This window comes from Microbacterium sp. NPDC064584, from assembly GCF_040687315.1.
GTDB classification, from domain to species: Bacteria; Actinomycetota; Actinomycetes; order Actinomycetales; family Microbacteriaceae; genus Microbacterium; species Microbacterium lacus.
Map to the genome: position 1 here is coordinate 147289 of NZ_JBFBMZ010000002.1, position 19196 is coordinate 166484.

General features: G+C 69.1%; 17 protein-coding genes. 11 read left to right on the forward strand and 6 right to left on the reverse strand.

The features are described from left to right. Positions 1 to 4 precede the first annotated feature (4 nt). Genes AB0P18_RS05205 through AB0P18_RS05215 form a run of 3 tightly spaced genes read right to left on the reverse strand, consistent with a single transcriptional unit; the run spans position 5 to position 2507 of the window. Positions 5 to 1099, reverse strand: coding sequence for a GNAT family N-acetyltransferase (locus AB0P18_RS05205; protein ID WP_363359236.1), 1095 nt, complete (start codon positions 1097 to 1099; stop codon positions 5 to 7). Continuing rightward, positions 1092 to 2183 (reverse strand): GNAT family N-acetyltransferase, encoded by a 1092-nt coding sequence (locus AB0P18_RS05210; protein ID WP_344054016.1) that lies wholly within the window; start codon positions 2181 to 2183, stop codon positions 1092 to 1094. Before AB0P18_RS05210 ends, AB0P18_RS05205 begins: the two co-directional genes overlap by 8 nt. Before the next feature lie 60 nt (positions 2184 to 2243). Continuing rightward, positions 2244 to 2507 carry a hypothetical protein gene (locus AB0P18_RS05215; protein ID WP_363359237.1) on the reverse strand — a complete coding sequence of 88 codons (264 nt, stop codon included), beginning with the start codon at positions 2505 to 2507 and terminating at the stop codon, positions 2244 to 2246. Between the two features lie 510 nt (positions 2508 to 3017). Here AB0P18_RS05215 and smc point away from each other — a divergent pair. The 3 genes from smc to AB0P18_RS05230 all read left to right on the forward strand — a co-directional run bounded on the left by smc (position 3018) and on the right by AB0P18_RS05230 (position 7997). Then, positions 3018 to 6533 carry a chromosome segregation protein SMC gene (smc, locus tag AB0P18_RS05220; protein WP_363359238.1) on the forward strand — a complete coding sequence of 1172 codons (3516 nt, stop codon included), beginning with the start codon at positions 3018 to 3020 and terminating at the stop codon, positions 6531 to 6533. Between the two features lie 22 nt (positions 6534 to 6555). Continuing rightward, on the forward strand, positions 6556 to 7425 hold the full coding sequence (ftsY, locus tag AB0P18_RS05225; protein ID WP_344054010.1) for a signal recognition particle-docking protein FtsY: 870 nt from the start codon (positions 6556 to 6558) through the stop codon (positions 7423 to 7425). A 71-nt stretch (positions 7426 to 7496) separates the two neighbouring features. Then, positions 7497 to 7997, forward strand: coding sequence for a DUF2004 domain-containing protein (locus AB0P18_RS05230; protein ID WP_344054008.1), 501 nt, complete (start codon positions 7497 to 7499; stop codon positions 7995 to 7997). A gap of 12 nt (positions 7998 to 8009) precedes the next feature. Here AB0P18_RS05230 and lipA read toward each other — a convergent pair whose 3' ends face one another. Together lipA and lipB are read right to left on the reverse strand one after the other, a co-directional pair. Continuing rightward, positions 8010 to 9008, reverse strand: coding sequence for a lipoyl synthase (gene lipA / locus AB0P18_RS05235; RefSeq protein WP_363359239.1), 999 nt, complete (start codon positions 9006 to 9008; stop codon positions 8010 to 8012). After that, positions 9005 to 9649: a lipoyl(octanoyl) transferase LipB gene (gene lipB / locus AB0P18_RS05240; RefSeq protein ID WP_363359240.1), complete on the reverse strand. Its 645-nt coding sequence runs from the start codon at positions 9647 to 9649 to the stop codon at positions 9005 to 9007. The genes lipA and lipB overlap by 4 nt, the downstream gene beginning before the upstream one ends. Before the next feature lie 107 nt (positions 9650 to 9756). Here lipB and AB0P18_RS05245 point away from each other — a divergent pair, with 107 nt between their 5' ends. The 3 genes from AB0P18_RS05245 (at position 9757) to AB0P18_RS05255 (ending at position 13376) form a co-directional block, all read left to right on the forward strand. After that, a complete protein-coding gene (locus AB0P18_RS05245; RefSeq protein WP_344054001.1) occupies positions 9757 to 10731 on the forward strand; it encodes a TetR family transcriptional regulator in 975 nt (324 codons plus the stop codon). Positions 10732 to 10783: 52 nt separating this feature from the next. Beyond that, positions 10784 to 12346, forward strand: a complete 1563-nt coding sequence (gene ffh / locus AB0P18_RS05250) for a signal recognition particle protein (RefSeq protein WP_344053999.1) — start codon at positions 10784 to 10786, stop codon at positions 12344 to 12346. Positions 12347 to 12527: 181 nt separating this feature from the next. Then, positions 12528 to 13376: a DUF559 domain-containing protein gene (locus AB0P18_RS05255; RefSeq protein ID WP_363359241.1), complete on the forward strand. Its 849-nt coding sequence runs from the start codon at positions 12528 to 12530 to the stop codon at positions 13374 to 13376. Between the two features lie 76 nt (positions 13377 to 13452). Here AB0P18_RS05255 and AB0P18_RS05260 read toward each other — a convergent pair whose 3' ends face one another. After that, complete coding sequence (locus AB0P18_RS05260) at positions 13453 to 14616, reverse strand: glutamate--cysteine ligase (RefSeq protein WP_344053995.1); 1164 nt, start codon at positions 14614 to 14616, stop codon at positions 13453 to 13455. Positions 14617 to 14853: 237 nt separating this feature from the next. Here AB0P18_RS05260 and rpsP point away from each other — a divergent pair, with 237 nt between their 5' ends. The 5 genes from rpsP to glgX all read left to right on the forward strand — a co-directional run bounded on the left by rpsP (position 14854) and on the right by glgX (position 19196). Continuing rightward, positions 14854 to 15261, forward strand: coding sequence for a 30S ribosomal protein S16 (gene rpsP, locus AB0P18_RS05265; RefSeq protein WP_344053994.1), 408 nt, complete (start codon positions 14854 to 14856; stop codon positions 15259 to 15261). A 5-nt stretch (positions 15262 to 15266) separates the two neighbouring features. Continuing rightward, complete coding sequence (locus AB0P18_RS05270; protein WP_344055835.1) at positions 15267 to 15497, forward strand: RNA-binding protein; 231 nt, start codon at positions 15267 to 15269, stop codon at positions 15495 to 15497. Positions 15498 to 15540: 43 nt separating this feature from the next. Next, positions 15541 to 16179: a ribosome maturation factor RimM gene (gene rimM, locus AB0P18_RS05275; RefSeq protein WP_363359369.1), complete on the forward strand. Its 639-nt coding sequence runs from the start codon at positions 15541 to 15543 to the stop codon at positions 16177 to 16179. Between the two features lies 1 nt (position 16180). Further along, on the forward strand, positions 16181 to 16900 hold the full coding sequence (gene trmD / locus AB0P18_RS05280) for a tRNA (guanosine(37)-N1)-methyltransferase TrmD (protein ID WP_363359242.1): 720 nt from the start codon (positions 16181 to 16183) through the stop codon (positions 16898 to 16900). A gap of 91 nt (positions 16901 to 16991) precedes the next feature. Beyond that, entirely contained in the window at positions 16992 to 19196 is a 2205-nt protein-coding gene (glgX, locus tag AB0P18_RS05285; RefSeq protein ID WP_363359243.1) for a glycogen debranching protein GlgX, read from the forward strand.

Below are 19196 nucleotides of genomic sequence, written 5' to 3' on the forward strand. Positions count from 1 at the left end.
GGGCCTAGGTGAGCATTTTCTTCCACGCCCCTGCGTAGGACACCGCCTCGAACCCGATCGCCTCGTTGATGGCGAGCATGTGGCGGTTCTCTTCGGCGTTGAACGTGGTCACGCGCGGCGACTCGGGCACGAGATCGCGCCAGCGGATGAGATTTGCGCATTTGACGACGGTGCCGAGCCGTCGTCCCCGGTGTTCTCGCACGACCAGCGTGCCGTACTGCTGGGTGGCCGCGCTGCGGTCCTCGCCGATCACGAGCTCGTTGAACGCGACGATCGCGCCGGTGGGCACATGGACGACGCACGCGAGCGAAGCCAGCAGACCCTGGCTTCTCAGTCGCTCGTCGCGCGCACGGACGCGCTCGGCATCCCACTTCTCCTCCTCGATGACGAGTCCACCTTGCGGCGCATCCGTCGACATCCGGGAGATGGCGTAGGCGAAGCTGTCGAGATGCTCGGGAGGGGTGGGCGAGGTCCACTCGACGACGCGGTAGTCGTCGCCGGCGGCGCGCAGCGAGTCGTGGAGCATGCGCTCGACGAGTTCGAACGATCCGCGGAGGTCGAACGCGCTGTTGCGCTCGACCTGCTCCAACGTGAAGCCGTGCGTCAGGTGGAGGACGGTCTGGCGATCCTCTGCGGGGATCGAACCCCACCCGGTGGAGGGTTCGAGCCGATGCCCGCCCGCGTCCGGTCGGTGCAGCGTCCAGGTCTGCACGACCGTACGACCGAGCGATCGTGCTTCATCCTCGACGACGCCGAGCAGCGCCTGCTCGGCGCCCTCGCCCCAGTGCTCGGGGTCGACCATGAGGTCGAACTCGAGGGCGGTCGCCCCGTCCTCCTTCGAGTAGGACAGCTTCAGGGCACCGATGATGGCCCCGTTCCGCTCGGCGACGAACCCTTCCTGACCCCAGTAGGTCTGGTCCTGCCAGAAGCCGAGCATCTCGGCCGGTTCCTGGGCCAGGTCGTCGTGTCCCGTGTCGTGCCGGCAGACGGCGTTGCCGATGCGGACCATCTCGAGGAAGGGCGCCGCTTCGGGACCATCGAGACGCGCGGGCGGAGCGATCCGTGTGACCGCCACCTGCTCCGTCGAGATGTCAGGCATCGAGCACCTTCTTCCATGCGCCGTTGTAGGCGATCGGGACGAAGCCGATCGCCTCGTTGATGTCGAGCATGGGGCGGTTCTCCTCCGCGTTGTACGTCAGCACGCGCGGCGACTGCGGGACGAGTGCTCGCCACGTCAGCAGTCCGGCGCACTTGACGAGGGTGCCGAGCCTGTGGCCCCGGTGCTCTTTCAGGACGAGCGTGTCCTCCTGGTGCGATGCCTCCGTCCGGTCTCGGCCGACGACGAGTTCGTTGAAGGCGCACAGCTCGCCGCTCTCGATGTGCTGGGCCGCCGTCACCAGAAGGAGCCGGCCGCCGTCGGTGTAAAGGGCGTCGTGCCGTGAGACGCGCGCCGCGTCCCACAATTCCTCGTCGAATTCCATGGCGGCTGCGGGTGCATCCGTGTTCATCCGTGACTTCATCCAGGCGTAGCCGTCGATGTACTCCGCGGGCGTCGGAGGAGACCATTGCACGATGCGATAGTCGCTCGAGGCTTCTTCCGCCGTCGCGAGGAGCCGATCGACCTCGTCGAACGAGCCCTGCAGCTCGAAGGCGCTGTTGCGTTCGATCTGCTCGAGCGTGTGACCGTGCCGCAGGTAGAAGCGCGCCGCCCGGTCGTGCGGGATCGACCCGAAGCCCGTCGGCGCGGCCAGCTCTGGACCGTCGGTGGCGCGGTGCTCGGCCCAGGATTGCAGGATGGTGCGGCCGTGCTCGCGCGCGGTCTGCTCGACGAGCTCGTATGCCGTCGAGCCGATGCCCTGACCCTGCGCCGCCTCGAGCAGCTCGACGAGCCAGAAGGCCACGCGAGACCCAGGGTGCAGCGGGACGTCCACGCCGACCCTGCCGACCAGGATCCCGTCATGGAGCACGAGCCAGCTGAAGCGCAGCTCGTACTCGTCGGGCAGGTAGTGCGGGAGAAGCTCAGCCGCGGTGATCGCTTCGTCGCCGTGACCGGAGATCTCGCGGTAGATGCGGTTGCGCACGTCGACCATCGCAAGGAAGTCGGCGGCGTCGGGCGCATCGAGCGACGCCGGGATCGTGAGCGGCCGAAGTTCGATGCCCGTGGGGGCGGGGGCGGTGATCATGACGATCTCCGTTCTGTGTGAAGTGAGGGCGCGCGGGGCCTCCGGAGGGCCCCGCGCGGGTCAGGCGCGGATGCTGTCGAGTGCGTGGACGCGAAGGGCAGCATGGTGGAGATCGGAGCGAGCCCGATCATTGCGGATACGGCGTGCGTGCGCGTCGCGATCGCGCGCGCCCTCCTGGCGGCGGGCGCTGCGCAGCAGCAACCAGAGTCCGATCCGCAGTTCGAAGCGGTCGACGGGCGTCAGGTGCGCGCCGTCCGCCGTCGTGGCGAAGTCGAGTCGTCGCTCCGTGCCGGGAGACCGGACGGGCGTCAGGGTGTCGTTCATGATGGTCTCTTCCGAGTGAAGGGTGGTGGGGGAGGGAGGCGCACGAGAGGGCGTTAGATCGCGGAGACGCGACGGACGCGGACCCGCAGGAGGCGCCTGCGCGGACAGCCGCGACGACGCCGGTGGCACCTTCCGCGGAGGCGCAGGGACCGCCTGCAGGGCGGAGTCCTCCTGCGCGGCGGGTCAGACGGCCGTGAGAGCGGTCGCGCCGAACGACGAGGTCACCGGAGCGGATCCGCGGAACGGCGTACGGCAGACAGGCGCGAAGCCGGGTGTGATCATGTGCATCATCGGTGACCTCCTTTCGTGGGTGTGGACGCGAAGAGAGACGTTAGCGCGTGTCCGATACGCTCGTCAAGCGAATTTTCAGTTTCGAGGGATGACGGGCGTGTCGGGCATCGCCGCCCCGCGTGCGTGCTCCTTGCGCCGTGTGCGGCCCCGCCTCCTCTGACGAAGCCGACTCCTCCGGTAGCGTGATGCGGTGAACCGAGCGGGATGGAAGGCGTCCGTATGCACCTGAAGAGCGTGACGCTCAAAGGGTTCAAGTCGTTCGCCCAGCCGACGACGTTCGCGTTCGAGACCGGTGTGACCTGCATCGTCGGACCCAACGGCTCGGGCAAATCGAACGTGGTCGACGCCCTCGCGTGGGTCATGGGTGAGCAGGGCGCCAAGACGTTGCGCGGCGGCAAGATGGAAGACGTCATCTTCGCCGGTACCGCGACGCGAGGACCGCTCGGTCGTGCCGAAGTGCAGCTCACGATCGACAACGCGGATGGCGCGCTGCCCATCGAGTACTCCGAAGTGACGATCAGCCGGACGCTGTTCCGCAACGGTTCCAGCGAGTACGCGATCAACGGTGCGGTGTGCCGGTTGCTGGACGTCCAGGAGCTCCTCAGTGATTCCGGTCTCGGCCGCGAGATGCATGTGATCGTCGGGCAGGGTCGACTGGACAGTGTCCTGCAGGCGACCCCGGAGGAGCGGCGCGGCTTCATCGAGGAGGCGGCCGGCATCCTGAAGCACCGACGCCGCAAGGAGAAGACCCTTCGCAAGCTCGACGCAATGGAGGCGAACCTGACGCGGCTGAGCGACCTGGCCGGAGAGCTGCGACGCCAGCTCAAGCCGCTGGGGCGCCAGGCCGAGATCGCGCGCGAGGCCGCGACGATCGCAGCGGTCGTGCGCGATGCCCGCGCCAGACTGCTCGCCGACGAACTCGCGACGCTCCGTGCGGAGCTCGCCGCCCACGCGCGCAGCGAGCAGGAGCGGCACACCGAACGGCTTGCCGTCCAGGATCAGAGCGAGAACCTCCGCGCGCGGATCGCCACCCTGGAGCAGCAGCAGCGATCCGAGCAGGTCGATCAGGCCCGGACGGTGGCGCACGGCCTGGAGAGGGTGCAAGAGCGACTGCGGAGCCTGTTCACCCTCGCCGGCCAGCGTCTCGCGTTGCTGGGGGACGGCCCGGACGAGGACGGGATCGAGCTCACGACCGTGTCGCAGGCGATGATCGATGACGCCCGCGCCGAGATCGACGACATCGCGGCCGGACTCGGCGACGCTCAGGATGCCGCCGCCGAGGCTTCCCGCGAGGTGATCCGGGCCCGCGCGGAGCTCGACGCGCTCGACGTCGACATCGCGGCCCAGAGCGCGCTCGTCTCCGAGCACGACATGCGCCTCACGGCGCTGCGCGGTTCCTTCGAGGCTGCTTCCTCCGCGCTCACCGCCGTCCGGGCGGGCGTCGAACGGCAGCGTGCTGCGCTGGAGGCCGCGCTCGCACGGCGTGCCGAGGCGGAGCTCGAACTCGATGGCGTGCAGCCCGGGCTGGTTCCCGAGGGGTCGGCGGCCGAATACGCCGCGGCCTACGAGCGTGCGCAGCGCGACGCGGCCGACGCGGAGACCGCAGCGGCGTCGCTCCGCGAGCGTCTGCACGCCGCGGAGCGCGAACGCGAGTCGCTCACCGCGCAGACGGCCGCCCTCGGACGGGCGCTGGATGTGCGCAACGCGGCGGCGGAGCTGATCGAGGCGGGGGGATCCGGCGTCGAAGGGCTCGTGGGCGACGCGATCAAGGTCACCGCGGGCTACGAGGCGGCGATCGCCGCCGCCCTCGGCCCGCTCGCCGAGGGCGTGCTCGTGCGCGGACGCGACGATGCCTTCCTCGTCGCGCAGACCGTCCAGGACGGCGACCTCGGCGTGATCGACATCGTCATCGCGGAGCCGGTCGCGGGTATCCGCCCGGCCGACGCGGTCATGTCCGTGCCGGGAGTGACGCCCGCGGGCGATGTCGTGACCGGGCCGGCGGGGGTGCTCGGCATCCTGGCACGGGTGGTCGTCGCTGACGACCTCGCGGCGGCGCAGGAAGCGGCGGCGCAGGCCGGTGATCTCACGATCGTCACCCGTTCGGGCGAAGTGGTGACCCGGCACACGATCCGCTCCGGATCGGGGCAAGGCCGATCTCGGCTCGAGCTCGCCGCCGAGCGTGACGCAGCCGCCGACCGGCGCGACGAGATCGTGGTCGTCGCGGATTCGCTGCGCGCCGCGTTGTCCGACGCCACGGAGTCGCTCGACGCGGCCCGTGGGCGGACCAAGTCCGCCCTCCAGGCCCTGCGCGAGCATGACGCCGCGCTCGCGGCCCACACCGAGAAGGTCAACCGCGCGAGCGTTCGGCACGAGGCCGCCGTCGCCGAGTGTGATCGCCTCACGGCTTCCCTCGCGCAGGCGACGGCAGCGGTCGAGGATGCCGAGAGAGCGGCTCAGGCCGCGGAGGAGCGTCTGCGGGCGGCCTCCGAGGCGCCGCGCCCGATCCTGGACGCCTCCTCCCGGGAAGGCATGCTCGCCGAGTTGGAGGCCGCGCGCGACGGCGAGATGCGCGCGCGGCTGGACGTCGAGACGCTCAAGGAGCGCGTCCGGGCAGGCGAGGCCAGGGTCGTCCAGCTGGAGCGACAGCGGGAACGTGAGCGGGAGGCCGCAGCCGAGGCCGCTCGGCGCGCGGTGATCCGACGCGCGCAGCGCGATGTCGCGGCCGGCGTCGCGGCAGCGTTGCCCGCGGTCCTGGACTCGGTGGACCGCTCGGTCAGCCAGGCCCGCGTGGAACTGACCGCCGCGGAGACGGCTCGCACCGCCGTGACCGCGGAGCTCGCCGAGCTGCGCAGGCAGGAGAGCGCGGTACGCGAGCGCCTCGCCGGCCTCACCGAAAGCGTCCACGGTCTCGAGCTGCAGATCCACGAGAAGCGTCTGCACGTGACGAGCCTGCTGGAGCGCGTCGCGTCCGAGCTCGGCCTCGAGGAGGATATTCTCCTTTCGGAATATGGACCCGACCAGCCGGTTCCCCGCGACGACGCCGGAGAAGGAGGGGCCGAAAGCGTCCCGTTCGACCGTGCCGCCCAGCGGCGCCGCCTGCAGGATGCCGAGCGCAAGCTCGCGCAGCTGGGCCGGGTCAATCCGCTCGCCCTCGAAGAGTTCGCCGCGCTCGAGCAGCGGCACAAGTTCCTCGTCGAGCAGCTGGCCGATCTCACTCAGACGCGCGCGGACCTGCTGACGATCATCCAGGACCTGGACGAGCGCATGCAGACGATCTTCGCGGCCGCGTTCGAGGACACCCGACGTGCGTTCGGCGAGGTCTTTCCGATCCTCTTCCCCGGCGGAACCGGCAGTATCGCTCTGACGAACCCGGATGACATGCTCACGACCGGAATCGAGGTGTCGGTACGGCCGGTCGGCAAGAAGATCGAGCGGCTGTCGCTCTTGAGCGGCGGTGAGCGTTCACTCGCGGCCGTGGCGTTGCTGACCGCGATCTTCATGGCGCGACCCAGTCCCTTCTACATCTTGGACGAGGTCGAGGCCGCGCTCGACGACGCGAACCTCGGTCGCCTCCTGGGCGTGTTCGAGCGTCTCCGCGAGAGCAGCCAGCTCATCGTCATCACACACCAGAAGCGGACGATGGAGATCGCGGATGCGCTGTACGGGGTCTCGATGCGGCAGGACGGGGTCTCCGCCGTCGTCGGGCAGCGCGTCGGCGAGCGCGCGAGCGCCTGAGTCGTCCCCGTAGGCTGAGATCATGGCAGAGAAGTGGTCCCTCGGCAGTGCTCTGCGCGGGATGTTCGTGCGCCCCACGATCGACGAGACGACGTGGGACGACCTCGAGACGGCTCTTCTGACCGCCGACTTCGGACCGGACATCAGCGAGCGGATCATCGACGAGCTGCGCGCCAAGGTCGAGCGCTACCGCACGACCGATCCGCGAGATCTCCAGCGCATGCTGAAGGAGACGCTCGAGGAGCACTTCGCCAAGTTCGACACGACTCTGCGACTGACCGAACGTCCCGCCGTCGTACTCGTGGTCGGCGTGAACGGCGTCGGCAAGACGACGACGATCGGCAAGTTCGCGAAGTTCCTCCAGCGATACGGACGCAGCGTCGTCGTCGGGGCGGCCGACACGTTCCGCGCGGCCGCCGTCGACCAGCTCGCGACCTGGGCCGAACGCGGGGGAGCCACGATCGTCCGCCCGCAGCAGGAGGGTCAGGATCCGGCATCCGTCGCCTTCCAGACGATCGATTACGCCAAGCGCACCGGCACCGAGATCGTGCTGGTCGACACGGCAGGCAGGCTGCACACCAAGGGCGGCCTCATGGATGAGCTCGGCAAGATCCGCCGCGTCATCGAGAAGCAGGCGCCCATCAGCGAAGTGCTGCTGGTGCTCGACGCCACGACGGGGCAGAACGGTGTGATGCAGGCGCAGGCTTTCCTCGAGCATGCGGGGGTCACGGGTCTCGTCCTGACCAAGCTCGACGGATCGGCCAAGGGCGGATTCGTGCTGGCGGTGCAGGAGCGCACCGGAATCCCGGTCAAGCTGCTCGGTCAGGGCGAAGGCATCGGCGACCTCACGGGCTTCACTCCGCACGTGTTCGCCGCATCGCTCGTGGACTGATCGGCCGGCGCATCCGGGCGGCGCGCCGTCACAGGATGGCGCCCGTCGTCGCGTCCTGGTTTCATGGGGGCATGGCGATCGAACACGACTTCTTCGGACTGCTCGAGTCCGGACCGGACGGGTCGATCTTCTGGTCCGAGAACGTCGACCTCGGCGATCAGAGCGTGACGGTCGATCTCACCGCCCCTGACCAGGACGACGTGTCGGAGGCGGCTCTGGATGTCGCGGCCGCGCTCATCTCGTCGATCGAGGCGATCGATCGCACGGCGCGCAATGCGATGGTCTCCGAGTTGGACGACCGCACGAGCGAGGTCATCGAGTACATCCTCCAGCAGCAGGAGCAGCTGGGCGACGAGCTCGAGGACCTCCTCGTGGACATCTCCGGCGACGTGCAGGTGGACGTGATCCGCTCGCTGCAGCTCATGAGCATGACGATCCTCGCCGACGAGCACGGCGGTGCAGACCCCTTCGCGGTCCTCGAGTACGCGCTGGACCCCGACGCGACCGACGACGTGCTGCTGGTGAACCTCGATTCGGACGGAGACGTCCTGTCGGTGACCAGCGCCGACTGATCGCAGCGCCGCTCAGACCGCCTGAGCGAATCCCCGCTCGACGTGCACGTCGGCGGCGATGTGCGCCAGGTGGGGCGGGATCTCGCGGCCCTTCGAGATCATCGACTGCGCCCAGAGGCGCCCTGCGCGGTACGACGAGCGCACGAGCGGCCCCGCGAGCACCCCGAGGAAGCCGATGCGCTCAGCTTCCTCCTTGAACGCCACGAACTCGTCCGGCTTGACCCAGCGGTCCACCGGCAGATGCCGAGGGGAGGGCCGCAGGTACTGCGTGATCGTGATGATGTCGGTTCCGGCATCGTGAAGGTCCTGCAGGGCCTGGACGACCTCCTCCGGCTCCTCGCCCATCCCCAGGATGAGGTTCGACTTCGTGATGAGGCCGAACGCGCGCGCCTGCGTGAGGACATCCAGCGAGCGCTCGTACCGGAACGCCGGCCGGATGCGCTTGAAGATGCGCGGCACGGTCTCGACGTTGTGGGCGAAGACCTCGGGCCGGCTCTCGAACACCTCGCGCAGGAGCGCCGGATCGCCGTTGAAGTCCGTCGCCAGAATCTCCACGCCCGTGTTCGGGTTCATCTCGTGGATGCGGCGGACGGTTTCGGCATGCAGCCATGCGCCGCCGTCGGGCAGATCGTCGCGGGCGACGCCCGTGACCGTGGCGTAGCGGAGGTTCATCCGCACGACGCTCTCCGCGACGCGGCGTGGCTCGTCCACGTCGTAGTCCGCGGGCTTGCCGGTGTCGATCTGGCAGAAGTCGCACCGCCGGGTGCACTGCGAACCGCCGATGAGGAACGTGGCCTCGCGGTCCTCCCAGCACTCGTAGATGTTCGGGCATCCCGCTTCCTGGCAGACGGTGTGCAGCTCCTCCGTCTTCACGAGTGAGTGCAGCGCCTGATACTCCGGGCCCATCTTCGCCCGGGTCTTGATCCACTCCGGCTTGCGCTCGATGGGCGTCTGGGCGTTGCGGACCTCCAGTCGCAGGAGCTTGCGTCCGTCGGGCGCGGACGTGCTCACGCGGGGACCGCCTCTCGGGCGAATTCCGCGCGGAAGACGGCGGAGACGGTCCCGATCAGATCCGTCGGCGACGTGTCGGCACCGATCACCTCGCTGACGGTGGTCACACCGGCATCCGTGATCCCGCACGGGATGATCCCTCGGAAGCCCGCGAGGGAATTGTCGCAGTTGATCGCGAAGCCGTGCATCGTGACGCCCTTCTCGACGCGGACGCCGATCGCGGCGACCTTGTCCTCGGACAGGGGACGGCGCACCCAGACTCCGCTGCGGCCGGCGACCTGGTACCCGTCGACGCCGTGCTGCTGCAGCACGTCGATCAGCAGACGCTCCAGGCGCCGGACGTGCGCGACGACGTCGATCGGCTCGGCGAGCCGGACGATCGGATAACCCACGAGCTGCCCCGGTCCGTGCCACGTGATCTTCCCGCCCCGGTCGACGTCGATCACCGGCGTCCCGTCGACGGGTCGCTCGTGCGCCTCCGTGCGCTTGCCGGCGGTGTAGACCGCCTCATGCTCGAGGAGCAGCAGGGTGTCTGGGCGCGCATGCTCGACCACGTCGGCGTGGATGCGCCGCTGCAGCGCCCACCCGTCGAGGTACGGCACATACGTCGGCGCGGTGCCGACGTCGAGGATGTCGAGCATGATGCTCCTCCGATGAGTGACGGGGGTGGTGTTTCTGGATCGAGTGCAACAATACGCTGTACGGCGATGACCGCGACCCGCCGACGCGCTGCTCGTACGCTGTCCGCATGACCGATCAGCGCGCCGGCCGCCCGAAGTCCTCCTCACGCGAGGTCCTCGCCGAGGCCGCGTGCGAGCTCTTCCTCGAACGCGGCTTCCCCGCGACGACGATCGCCGACATCGCGACGCGCGCGGGCGTCAGCCGTTCCAGCTTCTTCAACTACTTTTCGTCGAAGTCGGACATCCTCTGGTCGGGACTGGACGGACGCATCGCGGATGTCGAGCGCCGCCTGCTCTCATCCGACGGTGTGGATGCCGGGGCCGACGTCCGCGCGGCGGTTCTGCCCCTTGCGGACGGGTTCGCGCCGGACAGTCTCGCGCTCGCGCTCGTGAACGCGGGTCCGATGCAGCTTCTCGAGGAACTGCAGCGCGAAGCCGCGGTGCGTCGGTCACGCCTGGCAGCCGCCGTGTCTGACCGCTTCGTCCGCGCCGGGACCGATCGCCTCGCCGCCGAGGTCCGCGGCGCAGCGTGGGGTGGCGCCGTGCTCGCCGCCGTGGAGGCGTGGGCGCGCGACGGCGCCGGGCGCACCGCGCTCGACGGCTTCCTGATCCGAGCCGCGGACGTCGTGGCGGGTGGTCCGGAGGGTCCGGTGCGGCAGCTCCGCGTCGTCGCGCGGGCGGAGGACTTCGACGAGGCGCTCGCGTTCTACCGCGACGTGGTCGGGATGCCGCAATCGGAGGCGTACGAGGCGGAAGGCGGGGCGCGCGTGGTGATCCTGGACGCCGGCCGCGCCACGCTCGAGTTGAGCAACCCCGCACAGATCGCGTTCATCGATGCCGTCGAGACCGACGGGGGAGAAAGCGACCCGATCCGGATCGCCCTCGAGGTCGGCGACACGGTGGCGATGACGGACCGGCTCGAAGCCGTCGGCGCCGTCGTCGAAGCGCCGGCGCGACAGACCCCGTGGCGATCGGTCAACGCCCGGCTGCGCGGCCCTGCCGGCCTGCAGCTGACGCTCTTCCAGGAGCTCGACCCGCGCTGAGCTCGCGCGCAGGCGGACGCGCGCGGAGGCCTCGCGTAAACTCGAAAGCACTATGGCAACCTTCGGCACGCTCTCCGATCGTCTCACCGAGACCTTCCGCAATCTGCGCACGAAGGGAAAGCTCACTCCCGCAGACGTCGACGGCACCGTCCGCGAGATCCGCCGCGCGCTGCTGGACGCCGACGTCGCTCTTCCCGTGGTCAAGGAGTTCACCGCCAAGGTGCGCGAACGCGCGCTCGGCGATGAAGTCAACAAGGCCCTCAATCCTGCCCAGCAGGTTGTGCAGATCGTCAACGAGGAGCTCATTGCGATCCTCGGCGGGCAGCAGCGGCGTCTCCAGTTCGCCAAGAACCCGCCCACGATCATCATGCTCGCGGGTCTCCAGGGCTCCGGCAAGACGACGTTCGCCGGAAAGCTTGCGAAGATGCTCGAGAAGGAGGGGCACACTCCTCTTCTGGTCGCCGCCGACCTGCAGCGTCCGAACGCCGTGAACCAGCTCCAGGTCGTCGCCGGTCAAGCCGGCGCCGCGATCTACGCGCCCCAGCCCGGCAACGGCGTCGGGGATCCCGTCCAGGTCGCTCGCGACGGCGTCGAGGTGGCGCGGCGCCACCAGCACGACGTCGTGATCATCGACACCGCGGGACGCCTCGGTGTGGATGCCGAGCTCATGAAGCAGGCGGCGGACATCCGCAGGGCGACCGATCCGGATGAGGTCCTGTTCGTCATCGACGCGATGATCGGTCAGGACGCGGTCAACACCGCCAAGGCCTTCCAGGAGGGTGTCGACTTCACCGGCGTGGTCCTGTCCAAGCTCGACGGCGACGCCCGCGGTGGTGCGGCGCTCTCGGTGGCCTCGGTCACCGGACGCCCGATCATCTACGCGTCCACGGGTGAGGGGCTGGACGACCTCGAGCCGTTCCACCCCGACCGGATGGCCTCGCGCATCCTCGACCTCGGCGACATCCTGACCCTCATCGAGCAGGCGCAGCAGGCCTTCGACGAGGCCGAGGCCATGAAGATGGCCGAGAAGCTCGCGACCGACAGCTTCACCCTCGAGGACTTCCTCGATCAGATGCAGCAGCTCAAGAAGATGGGCTCGATGAAGAAGATGCTCGGGATGCTCCCGGGTATGGGCCAGATGAAGCAGCAGCTCGAAGACTTCGACGAGCGCGAGCTCGACCGGACCGAGGCGATCATCCGCTCGATGACTCCGATCGAGCGGCGCAACCCGAAGGTCCTGAACGGATCGCGGCGGCTGCGTATCGCCCGCGGCTCCGGCATGACGGTCACCGACGTCAACGCGCTCGTGAATCGCTTCGAGCAGGCCGCGAAGATGATGAAGACCGTGGCGCGCGGCGGCACGCCGAACATCCCGGGCATGGGCCCGATCCCCGGCTCGCGTCCCGGCGCGTCCGCCAAGCGCGGCAAGCAGCAGAAGGCGAAGGGCTCGCGCTCCGGCAACCCCGCCAAGCGCGCCGCCGAGAACGCCGGCATCGCGGCGGCCGCTCCCGCGGCCCCGACCGGATCGGGCTTCGGGCTCGGCGGCGCCGGCACGCCCGGCGCGCCGAGTGAGGCGGACCTCGCGCAGCTGCAGAAGCTCCTCGGCAAGAACTGACCTCCTCGCCGGGCGCAGGCGAACACCCGGTCTGCAGGAGGGACGTCCGCGTTTGGTCCTGCAGAGTAGGCGAAGGCCAGCCGAAGCGACCGCTCCTCCCCAGGTCGGCGTGTGCGGCATCCTTCGACCGCCGGCCGCATGCCGCGCGCGGTGAGGCGATGGGGTGGGGCATGCTCTGCGGATGCCGCTCCTCCGACTCTCCGATTGGCTCACCGCTCGCTCGGGACTTGCGCACCGCTCCCAGGCGTTGGACGCGGGCTATACCGAGTACGCGATCCGCCAGGAGGTCGCCGGCGGACACGTGGTCAGACTTTCTCGCGGCTGGTTGAGCGCACGCCGCAGCGACCCGCTCCTCCGTCTCGCGGCCGGCGGCGGCGGGCGTCTGACGTGCGTGAGCGCCGCCCGGAAGCTCGGGCTGTGGGTGCCCGACCATGAGACCGGGTCGCGGGCGCACGTGCGGGTTCCCTCCTCCTCGGCGCGACATGGCACGGGGCTGGTGCTGCACTGGAGCACACCGCCGGCGCCGGCTGCGCGCTACGCCCTCATCGACCCGATGATCGATGTGCTCGAGGCGGTCGACCGCTGCCTGCCGTTCGAATCCGCCTTGGCCGTGTGGGAGTCCGCCGTGCGCAGTGGCGCGACGGGCGTCGCTGCCCTGAGGCGGGTGATGTGGCGGTCGCGCTCCGCCCAGCGCCTCGCCGCACGCGTGGGAGCCCTTTCCGACTCGGGTCTGGAAACGATCTTCATCGACAGGTTGCGTCCGTACGGGCTTGTGGTGCGCCAGCAGGTCTGGATCGACGATCATCCGGTGGACGCCCTCATCGGCGAGCGGCTCATCGTGCAGATCGATGGCTTCACTCACCATGCGGATGCCGCGCAGCGGCGTGCGGACATCCGTGCCGACGCGCGTCTTGTGCTCCTGGGCTACACCGTCCTGCGCTTCGACTACCAGCAGGTGCTCTTCGACTGGGCCCACGTGGAAGCCACCATCATGAGCGCGGTGGCGCAGGGTCTGCACCTCGCCGCCTGAACGCAGGCGAACACCCGATCCACAGGAGGATCGTCCGCGAACTGTCCTGCGGATGCGGCGAATTCCGGCGCAGCGGTCAGTGGGGGAGAGCCGCGAGGTGCTCGCGCAGCGTGGGGCCGGCGCGGAACTCACGGATCAGATGCGCCACGACCTCGCGGAGATCTCCGGCGGCGGCATCCGCCACGGTCGTCTGGCGTGCGTAGCTCGCCCCCTCGGTCATGATCGTGCGCAGACCCGCGAACTCGCGCGCGCAGTGCAGGTCGACCGCCACGGGCGCGAGGTGCTCGATCGTCTCCGCGAGGTGCTCCCGCACGGGCACCTGCCGCCCGGCGCGATCCACGATCACGCGGGCGTCCAGCCCGTAGCGGGCCGCGCGCCACTTGTTCTCCCGCACGAACCACGGCTGGATCGTCGGCAGGTCCCGCCCCTCGTCGAGCTCGCGCGAGAAGTGCTCCACGAGCACCTGCACGAGCGAGGCCACGGCCGCGAGTTCGGGAAGCGTCGACATGCCGTCGCACGCACGCACCTCGATCGTGCCCCAGCGCGGCGCGGGGCGGATGTCCCAGCGCACTTCGCTCGCGTCCGCCATGACGCCCGTCGCGACCATGTCGGCCAGATATCCCTCGAATTCCGCCCAGGACTTCAGCGGCCACGGGAGTCCCGCGGTCGGCAGCTGCTGGAACACGAGGGACCGGTTCGAGGCGTACCCGGTGCGCTCACCGGCCCAGAAGGGACTGGAGGCGGAGAGCGCCTGCAGGTGGGGGAGATACACCGACAGCGCATTGATGATCGGGATGACCTTGTTCACATCCTCCACGCCGACGTGCACGTGGATGCCCCAGATCATCATGTTCCGGCCCCACCACTGCGTCCGCTCGATCAGCGTGTGGTAGCGGGTCTTGTCGGTCACCTGCTGGTCGTACCACTGCGCGAACGGGTGGCTGCCTGCGCACAGCAGCTCGACTTGCATCGGATCGGTCACGGTGCGGATCGCGGCGATGCCGTCGGCGATATCGTCCACCGCCGCGGCGACGGTGTCGCCGATGCCGCTCGTGACCTCGACGGTATTGGTGAGAAGCTCACCGGTCACGGTGTAGCGCTCGAGCGCCGTGCGCTCTTCCAGCAGTGCGAGGACGTCCGGTCCGCGCGGCACGAGATCGCCCGTCGCGCCGTCGGCGAGCATGAGTTCCCATTCGAGACCGACCGAGGATCGCGCCGAAGTCGCGAAGGGCACCGTCATGCGCACAGTTTGACACGCGGATGCCGCCGCCCCGCGCAACCGGACGGCGGGAGGACGCCGGGCGTCATGCGGCCGTGCCGGTTCGCACCAGGCTCCGCGTTATGAGAGAATTGCGGGTCGGATCACCCTGCTCGACCCTCTATCCAGCTCGGTGATCCTCCTTTGGAGCTTCCGCCGGGTGTGCACCCCACTCTCCAGGCGACCAGTTCATCTCACTTCACACCATTCAGGAGAATCGTGGCTGTCAAGATCCGTCTCAAGCGCATGGGCAAGATCCGCGCGCCGTACTACCGCATCGTCGTCGCCGACTCGCGCACCAAGCGCGACGGCCGCGTCATCGAGGAGATCGGGAAGTACCACCCGACCGAGGAGCCCTCGTACATCGAGGTCGACTCCGAGCGCGCGCAGTACTGGCTCGGCGTCGGCGCGCAGCCGACCGAGCAGGTCGCGGCGCTGCTGAAGCTCACCGGCGACTGGGGCAAGTTCAAGGGCGATGCGAACGCCGTCTCGACCGTGAAGGTCAAGGAGCCCAAGGCCGCGTTCGAAGCCGACGCGAGCAAGGTCGTCATCAAGCCGAAGGCCGAGAAGAAGGCCGACGAGCCTGCGGCGGACGCCGACGCCGACGCCTCGACCGACGCAGAGTAATCGTGGTGCTGTCCGCTGCGCTCGAGCACGTCGTCAAGGGGATCGTGGATCACCCGGACGACGTGTCCATCCGTTCGTCGACGTCGCCGCGGGGCGACGTCCTCGAGATCCACGTGCACCCCGATGACCGGGGTCGTGTGATCGGGCGCGGCGGCCGCACGGCGAAAGCCCTGCGCACCCTCATCGCGGCTCTCGCCGACGGCCGACGCGTCCGCGTCGACGTCGCGGACGACTGACGTGTCGGTCCCCGAGAACACCGCACCCGACGAGGCGGCGCCGATTGCGGCGTCTTCCGCCCGACCGCCTCGTCAGCCCAGGACGCAGTTGCGCGTGGGCCGTCTGGTCAAGGCGCACGGACTGAAGGGTGCGCTCAAGCTCGAGCTCTACACCGACGACCCGGAGGGTCGGTTCGTCCCCGGTGCGTCGTTCACGCTCCAGGTGCCCGAAGCGTCTCCGTGGCACGGCAAGACGCTCACCGTCCGGGAGTTCCGCTGGATGAACTCGCACCCGGTGGCGTTCTTCGACGGTGTCGATGACCGCACGGCCGCCGAGGAGCTCGTGCGGGCGATCCTGTGGATCGACCAGGACGACGAGCCCCACGCGGCCGAAGAGGACGCCTGGTACGACCACCAGCTGGTCGGACTCGAGGTCATCCGCGACGGCAGCGTGGTCGGGCGAGTCGTCCGCGTCGAGCACTTCCCGGCTCAGGACCTGCTGACCGTGCGCGTCGACGGCGATCGCGAGGTCCTCGTCCCGTTCGTGAAGGCGATCGTCCCCGAGGTCGACGTGCGCGCCGGGCGTGTGACGGTGACACCCCCCGCTGGTCTGTTCGAGGACCTCCCCGCCGACGACGAGGATGAATCGGATGCCGACCCCGCGGCATCCGCCGCTGACCCGGACGGCGCCGACGAGGTCTGACGTGCGCATCGACGTCGTCTCGATCTTCCCCTCGTTCTTCGACGTCCTCGACGTCTCCCTGCTCGGCAGGGCTCGCGCACAGGGCCTGCTCGATGTGCGCGTGCACGACCTGCGCGACTGGACGAGCGACCGTCACCGCACGGTCGATGACACCCCGTACGGCGGCGGCGCGGGAATGGTGATGAAACCCGAGCCCTGGGGCGCGGCGCTGGATGACATCGCGACGGATGCCGCGCCCGGCCGCCCGCTGTTCGTCTTCCCCTCGCCCGCGGGTGAGGTGTTCACGCAGGCCACCGCCCGCGAGTTCGTCGCGCGCGACCACCTCGTCTTCGGGTGCGGCCGCTACGAGGGGATCGACGAGCGCGTGTTCGCGCACGCCGCGTCGCTCGGCGAGGTGCGACTCGTGAGCCTCGGCGACTACGTCCTCAACGGCGGCGAAGTGGCCGCGATGGCGATCATCGAGGCGGTCGGGCGACTCATCCCCGGCGTCGTGGGCAATCCGGAGAGCCTCGTGGAGGAGTCGCACGAAGACGGCCTGCTGGAGTACCCCTCGTACACCAAGCCCGCGGTGTGGCGCGGAGTCGAGGTTCCCGCCGTGCTCCTGAGCGGCAATCATGCGGCGATCGCGCAGTGGCGCCGCGCGCAGCAGATCGAGCGGACGAAGGTTCGCCGGCCCGATCTGCGGATCCCGGGCGAGAACGTCGGCGACCCGGCATCATAGCGGCTCGTCCGGCGGCGAAACGGTGCCCGCCGCGGCCAGTAATCTGGGACTCCCGACCCCTCCTCTCGAGGCGGTCAGCGATGGAGGCGACGTGCAGACCTGGCCCGGATCGAGCTACCCGCTCGGAGCGACCTTTGACGGAAACGGCACGAACTTCGCACTGTTCAGCGAGGGCGCAGAGCGCGTCGAACTCTGCCTGTTCGGAGACCGCGGCAAGGAGACCCGCATCGAGGTGCGTGAGGTCGACGCCTTCGTCTGGCACGTCTACCTGCCGCAGGTCCGTCCCGGTCAGCGGTACGGCTACCGGGTGCACGGCGAGAACGACCCGGCGACCGGGGCACGGTTCAACCCGAACAAGCTGCTGCTGGACCCGTACGCCAAGGCCGTGGACGGCCAGGTGAAGTGGGGTCAGCCGGTCTTCGGCTACACGTTCGGCGATCCGGACTCCCGCAACGATGAGGATTCGGCCTCGTCGATGATGAAGGGCGTCGTCGTCAATCCGTTCTTCGACTGGGCGGGGGATCGTCAGCCGAAGACCCCCTACTCCGAGTCCTTCATCTACGAAGCGCACGTCAAGGGCCTGACCGAGACCCACCCGGGGATCCCCGAGGAGATCCGGGGAACCTACAGCGCCATCGCGCACCCCGTGATCATCGACCACCTGAAGAAGCTCGGTGTGACGGCGATCGAGCTCATGCCGGTGCACCAGTTCGTCAACGACTCCACGCTCCAGGAGAAGGGGCTGTCCAACTACTGGGGCTACAACACGATCGCCTTCCTCGCGCCGCAGAACACGTATGCCTCCACCGGAGAGCGCGGTCAGCAGGTCGAGGAGTTCAAGGGCATGGTGCGCACGCTCCACGCCGCGGGCATCGAAGTCATCCTGGACGTCGTGTACAACCACACGGCGGAGGGCAACCACATGGGTCCGACGCTGTCCATGAAGGGCGTCGACAACGTCGCGTACTACAAGCTCGAGGACGACGACAAGCGGTACTACACCGACTACACGGGCACCGGCAACAGCATGAACGTCGGCAACCCGCACACGCTGCAGCTCATCATGGACTCCCTGCGCTATTGGGTGCTCGAGATGCACGTGGACGGCTTCCGCTTCGATCTCGCCTCGACCCTCGCCCGCGAGTTCTACGAGGTCGACCGGCTCTCGACGTTCTTCGAGCTCGTGCAGCAGGATCCGGTGGTCTCGCAGGTCAAGCTCATCGCCGAGCCGTGGGACATCGGCCCCGGCGGCTACCAGGTGGGCAATTTCCCCCCGCAGTGGACCGAGTGGAACGGCAAGTATCGAGACACGGTCCGCGACTTCTGGCGGGGCGAGCCGCAGGCGCTCGGCGAGTTCGCGTCGCGTCTGACCGGTTCGGCCGACCTGTACGAGCACTCCGGACGGCGTCCGGTCGCCTCGGTCAACTTCGTCACGGCGCACGACGGGTTCACGCTGCGCGACCTCGTGAGCTACAACGACAAGCACAACGAGGCCAACGGCGAGGACAACAACGACGGAGAGTCCCACAACCGGTCGATGAACTTCGGCGTCGAGGGCCCCACGGACGATCCGACGGTCAACACGATGCGCGCCCAGCAGCAGCGCAACTTCATCGCCACGCTGCTGCTCTCCCAGGGCGTCCCGATGCTCCTGCACGGCGACGAGCTCGGCCGCACGCAGCGCGGCAACAACAACGGCTACGCGCAGGACAACGAACTGACCTGGGTCGACTGGTCCAACGTGGACCAGCCGCTCATCGAGTTCACCGCCGCGCTGGCACGGCTGCGACACGATCACCCCACGTTCCGCCGCCGTCGCTTCTTCAACGGGCGCCCCGTCCGGATGGAGGTCGGTCAGGGACTGCCCGACATCGCCTGGCTGCGACCGGACGGCACGGCGATGCAGCCCGAGGACTGGGACTCCGGCTTCGGGCGCGCGGTGGGCGTCTTCCTGAACGGCCGCGGCATCCGTGAGCGCGACCGCCGCGGCGAGCCCATCGAGGACAAGCACTTCATCGTGCTGTTCAACGCCGGTGACGACATCATGGACTTCACCATCCCCGCCGTCGAGTACAGCCCGAAGTGGGACGTGCTCGTCGACACCGCGGGCGATCTCGCCGACAGCGATCCGCACGAACCGGGCTCCATCGTGCGCCTGCACGCGAAGTCCCTCGTCGTGCTGTGCGAGCACGACCTTCCCGAGCCCGAGGTCGACCATTCCGTGGCGGCTTCGCTCGCAGCCCTCGCGGAGGGATCCATGCCGGGGCAGTCGCCCAAGCAGGAGATGGAGCGGTAG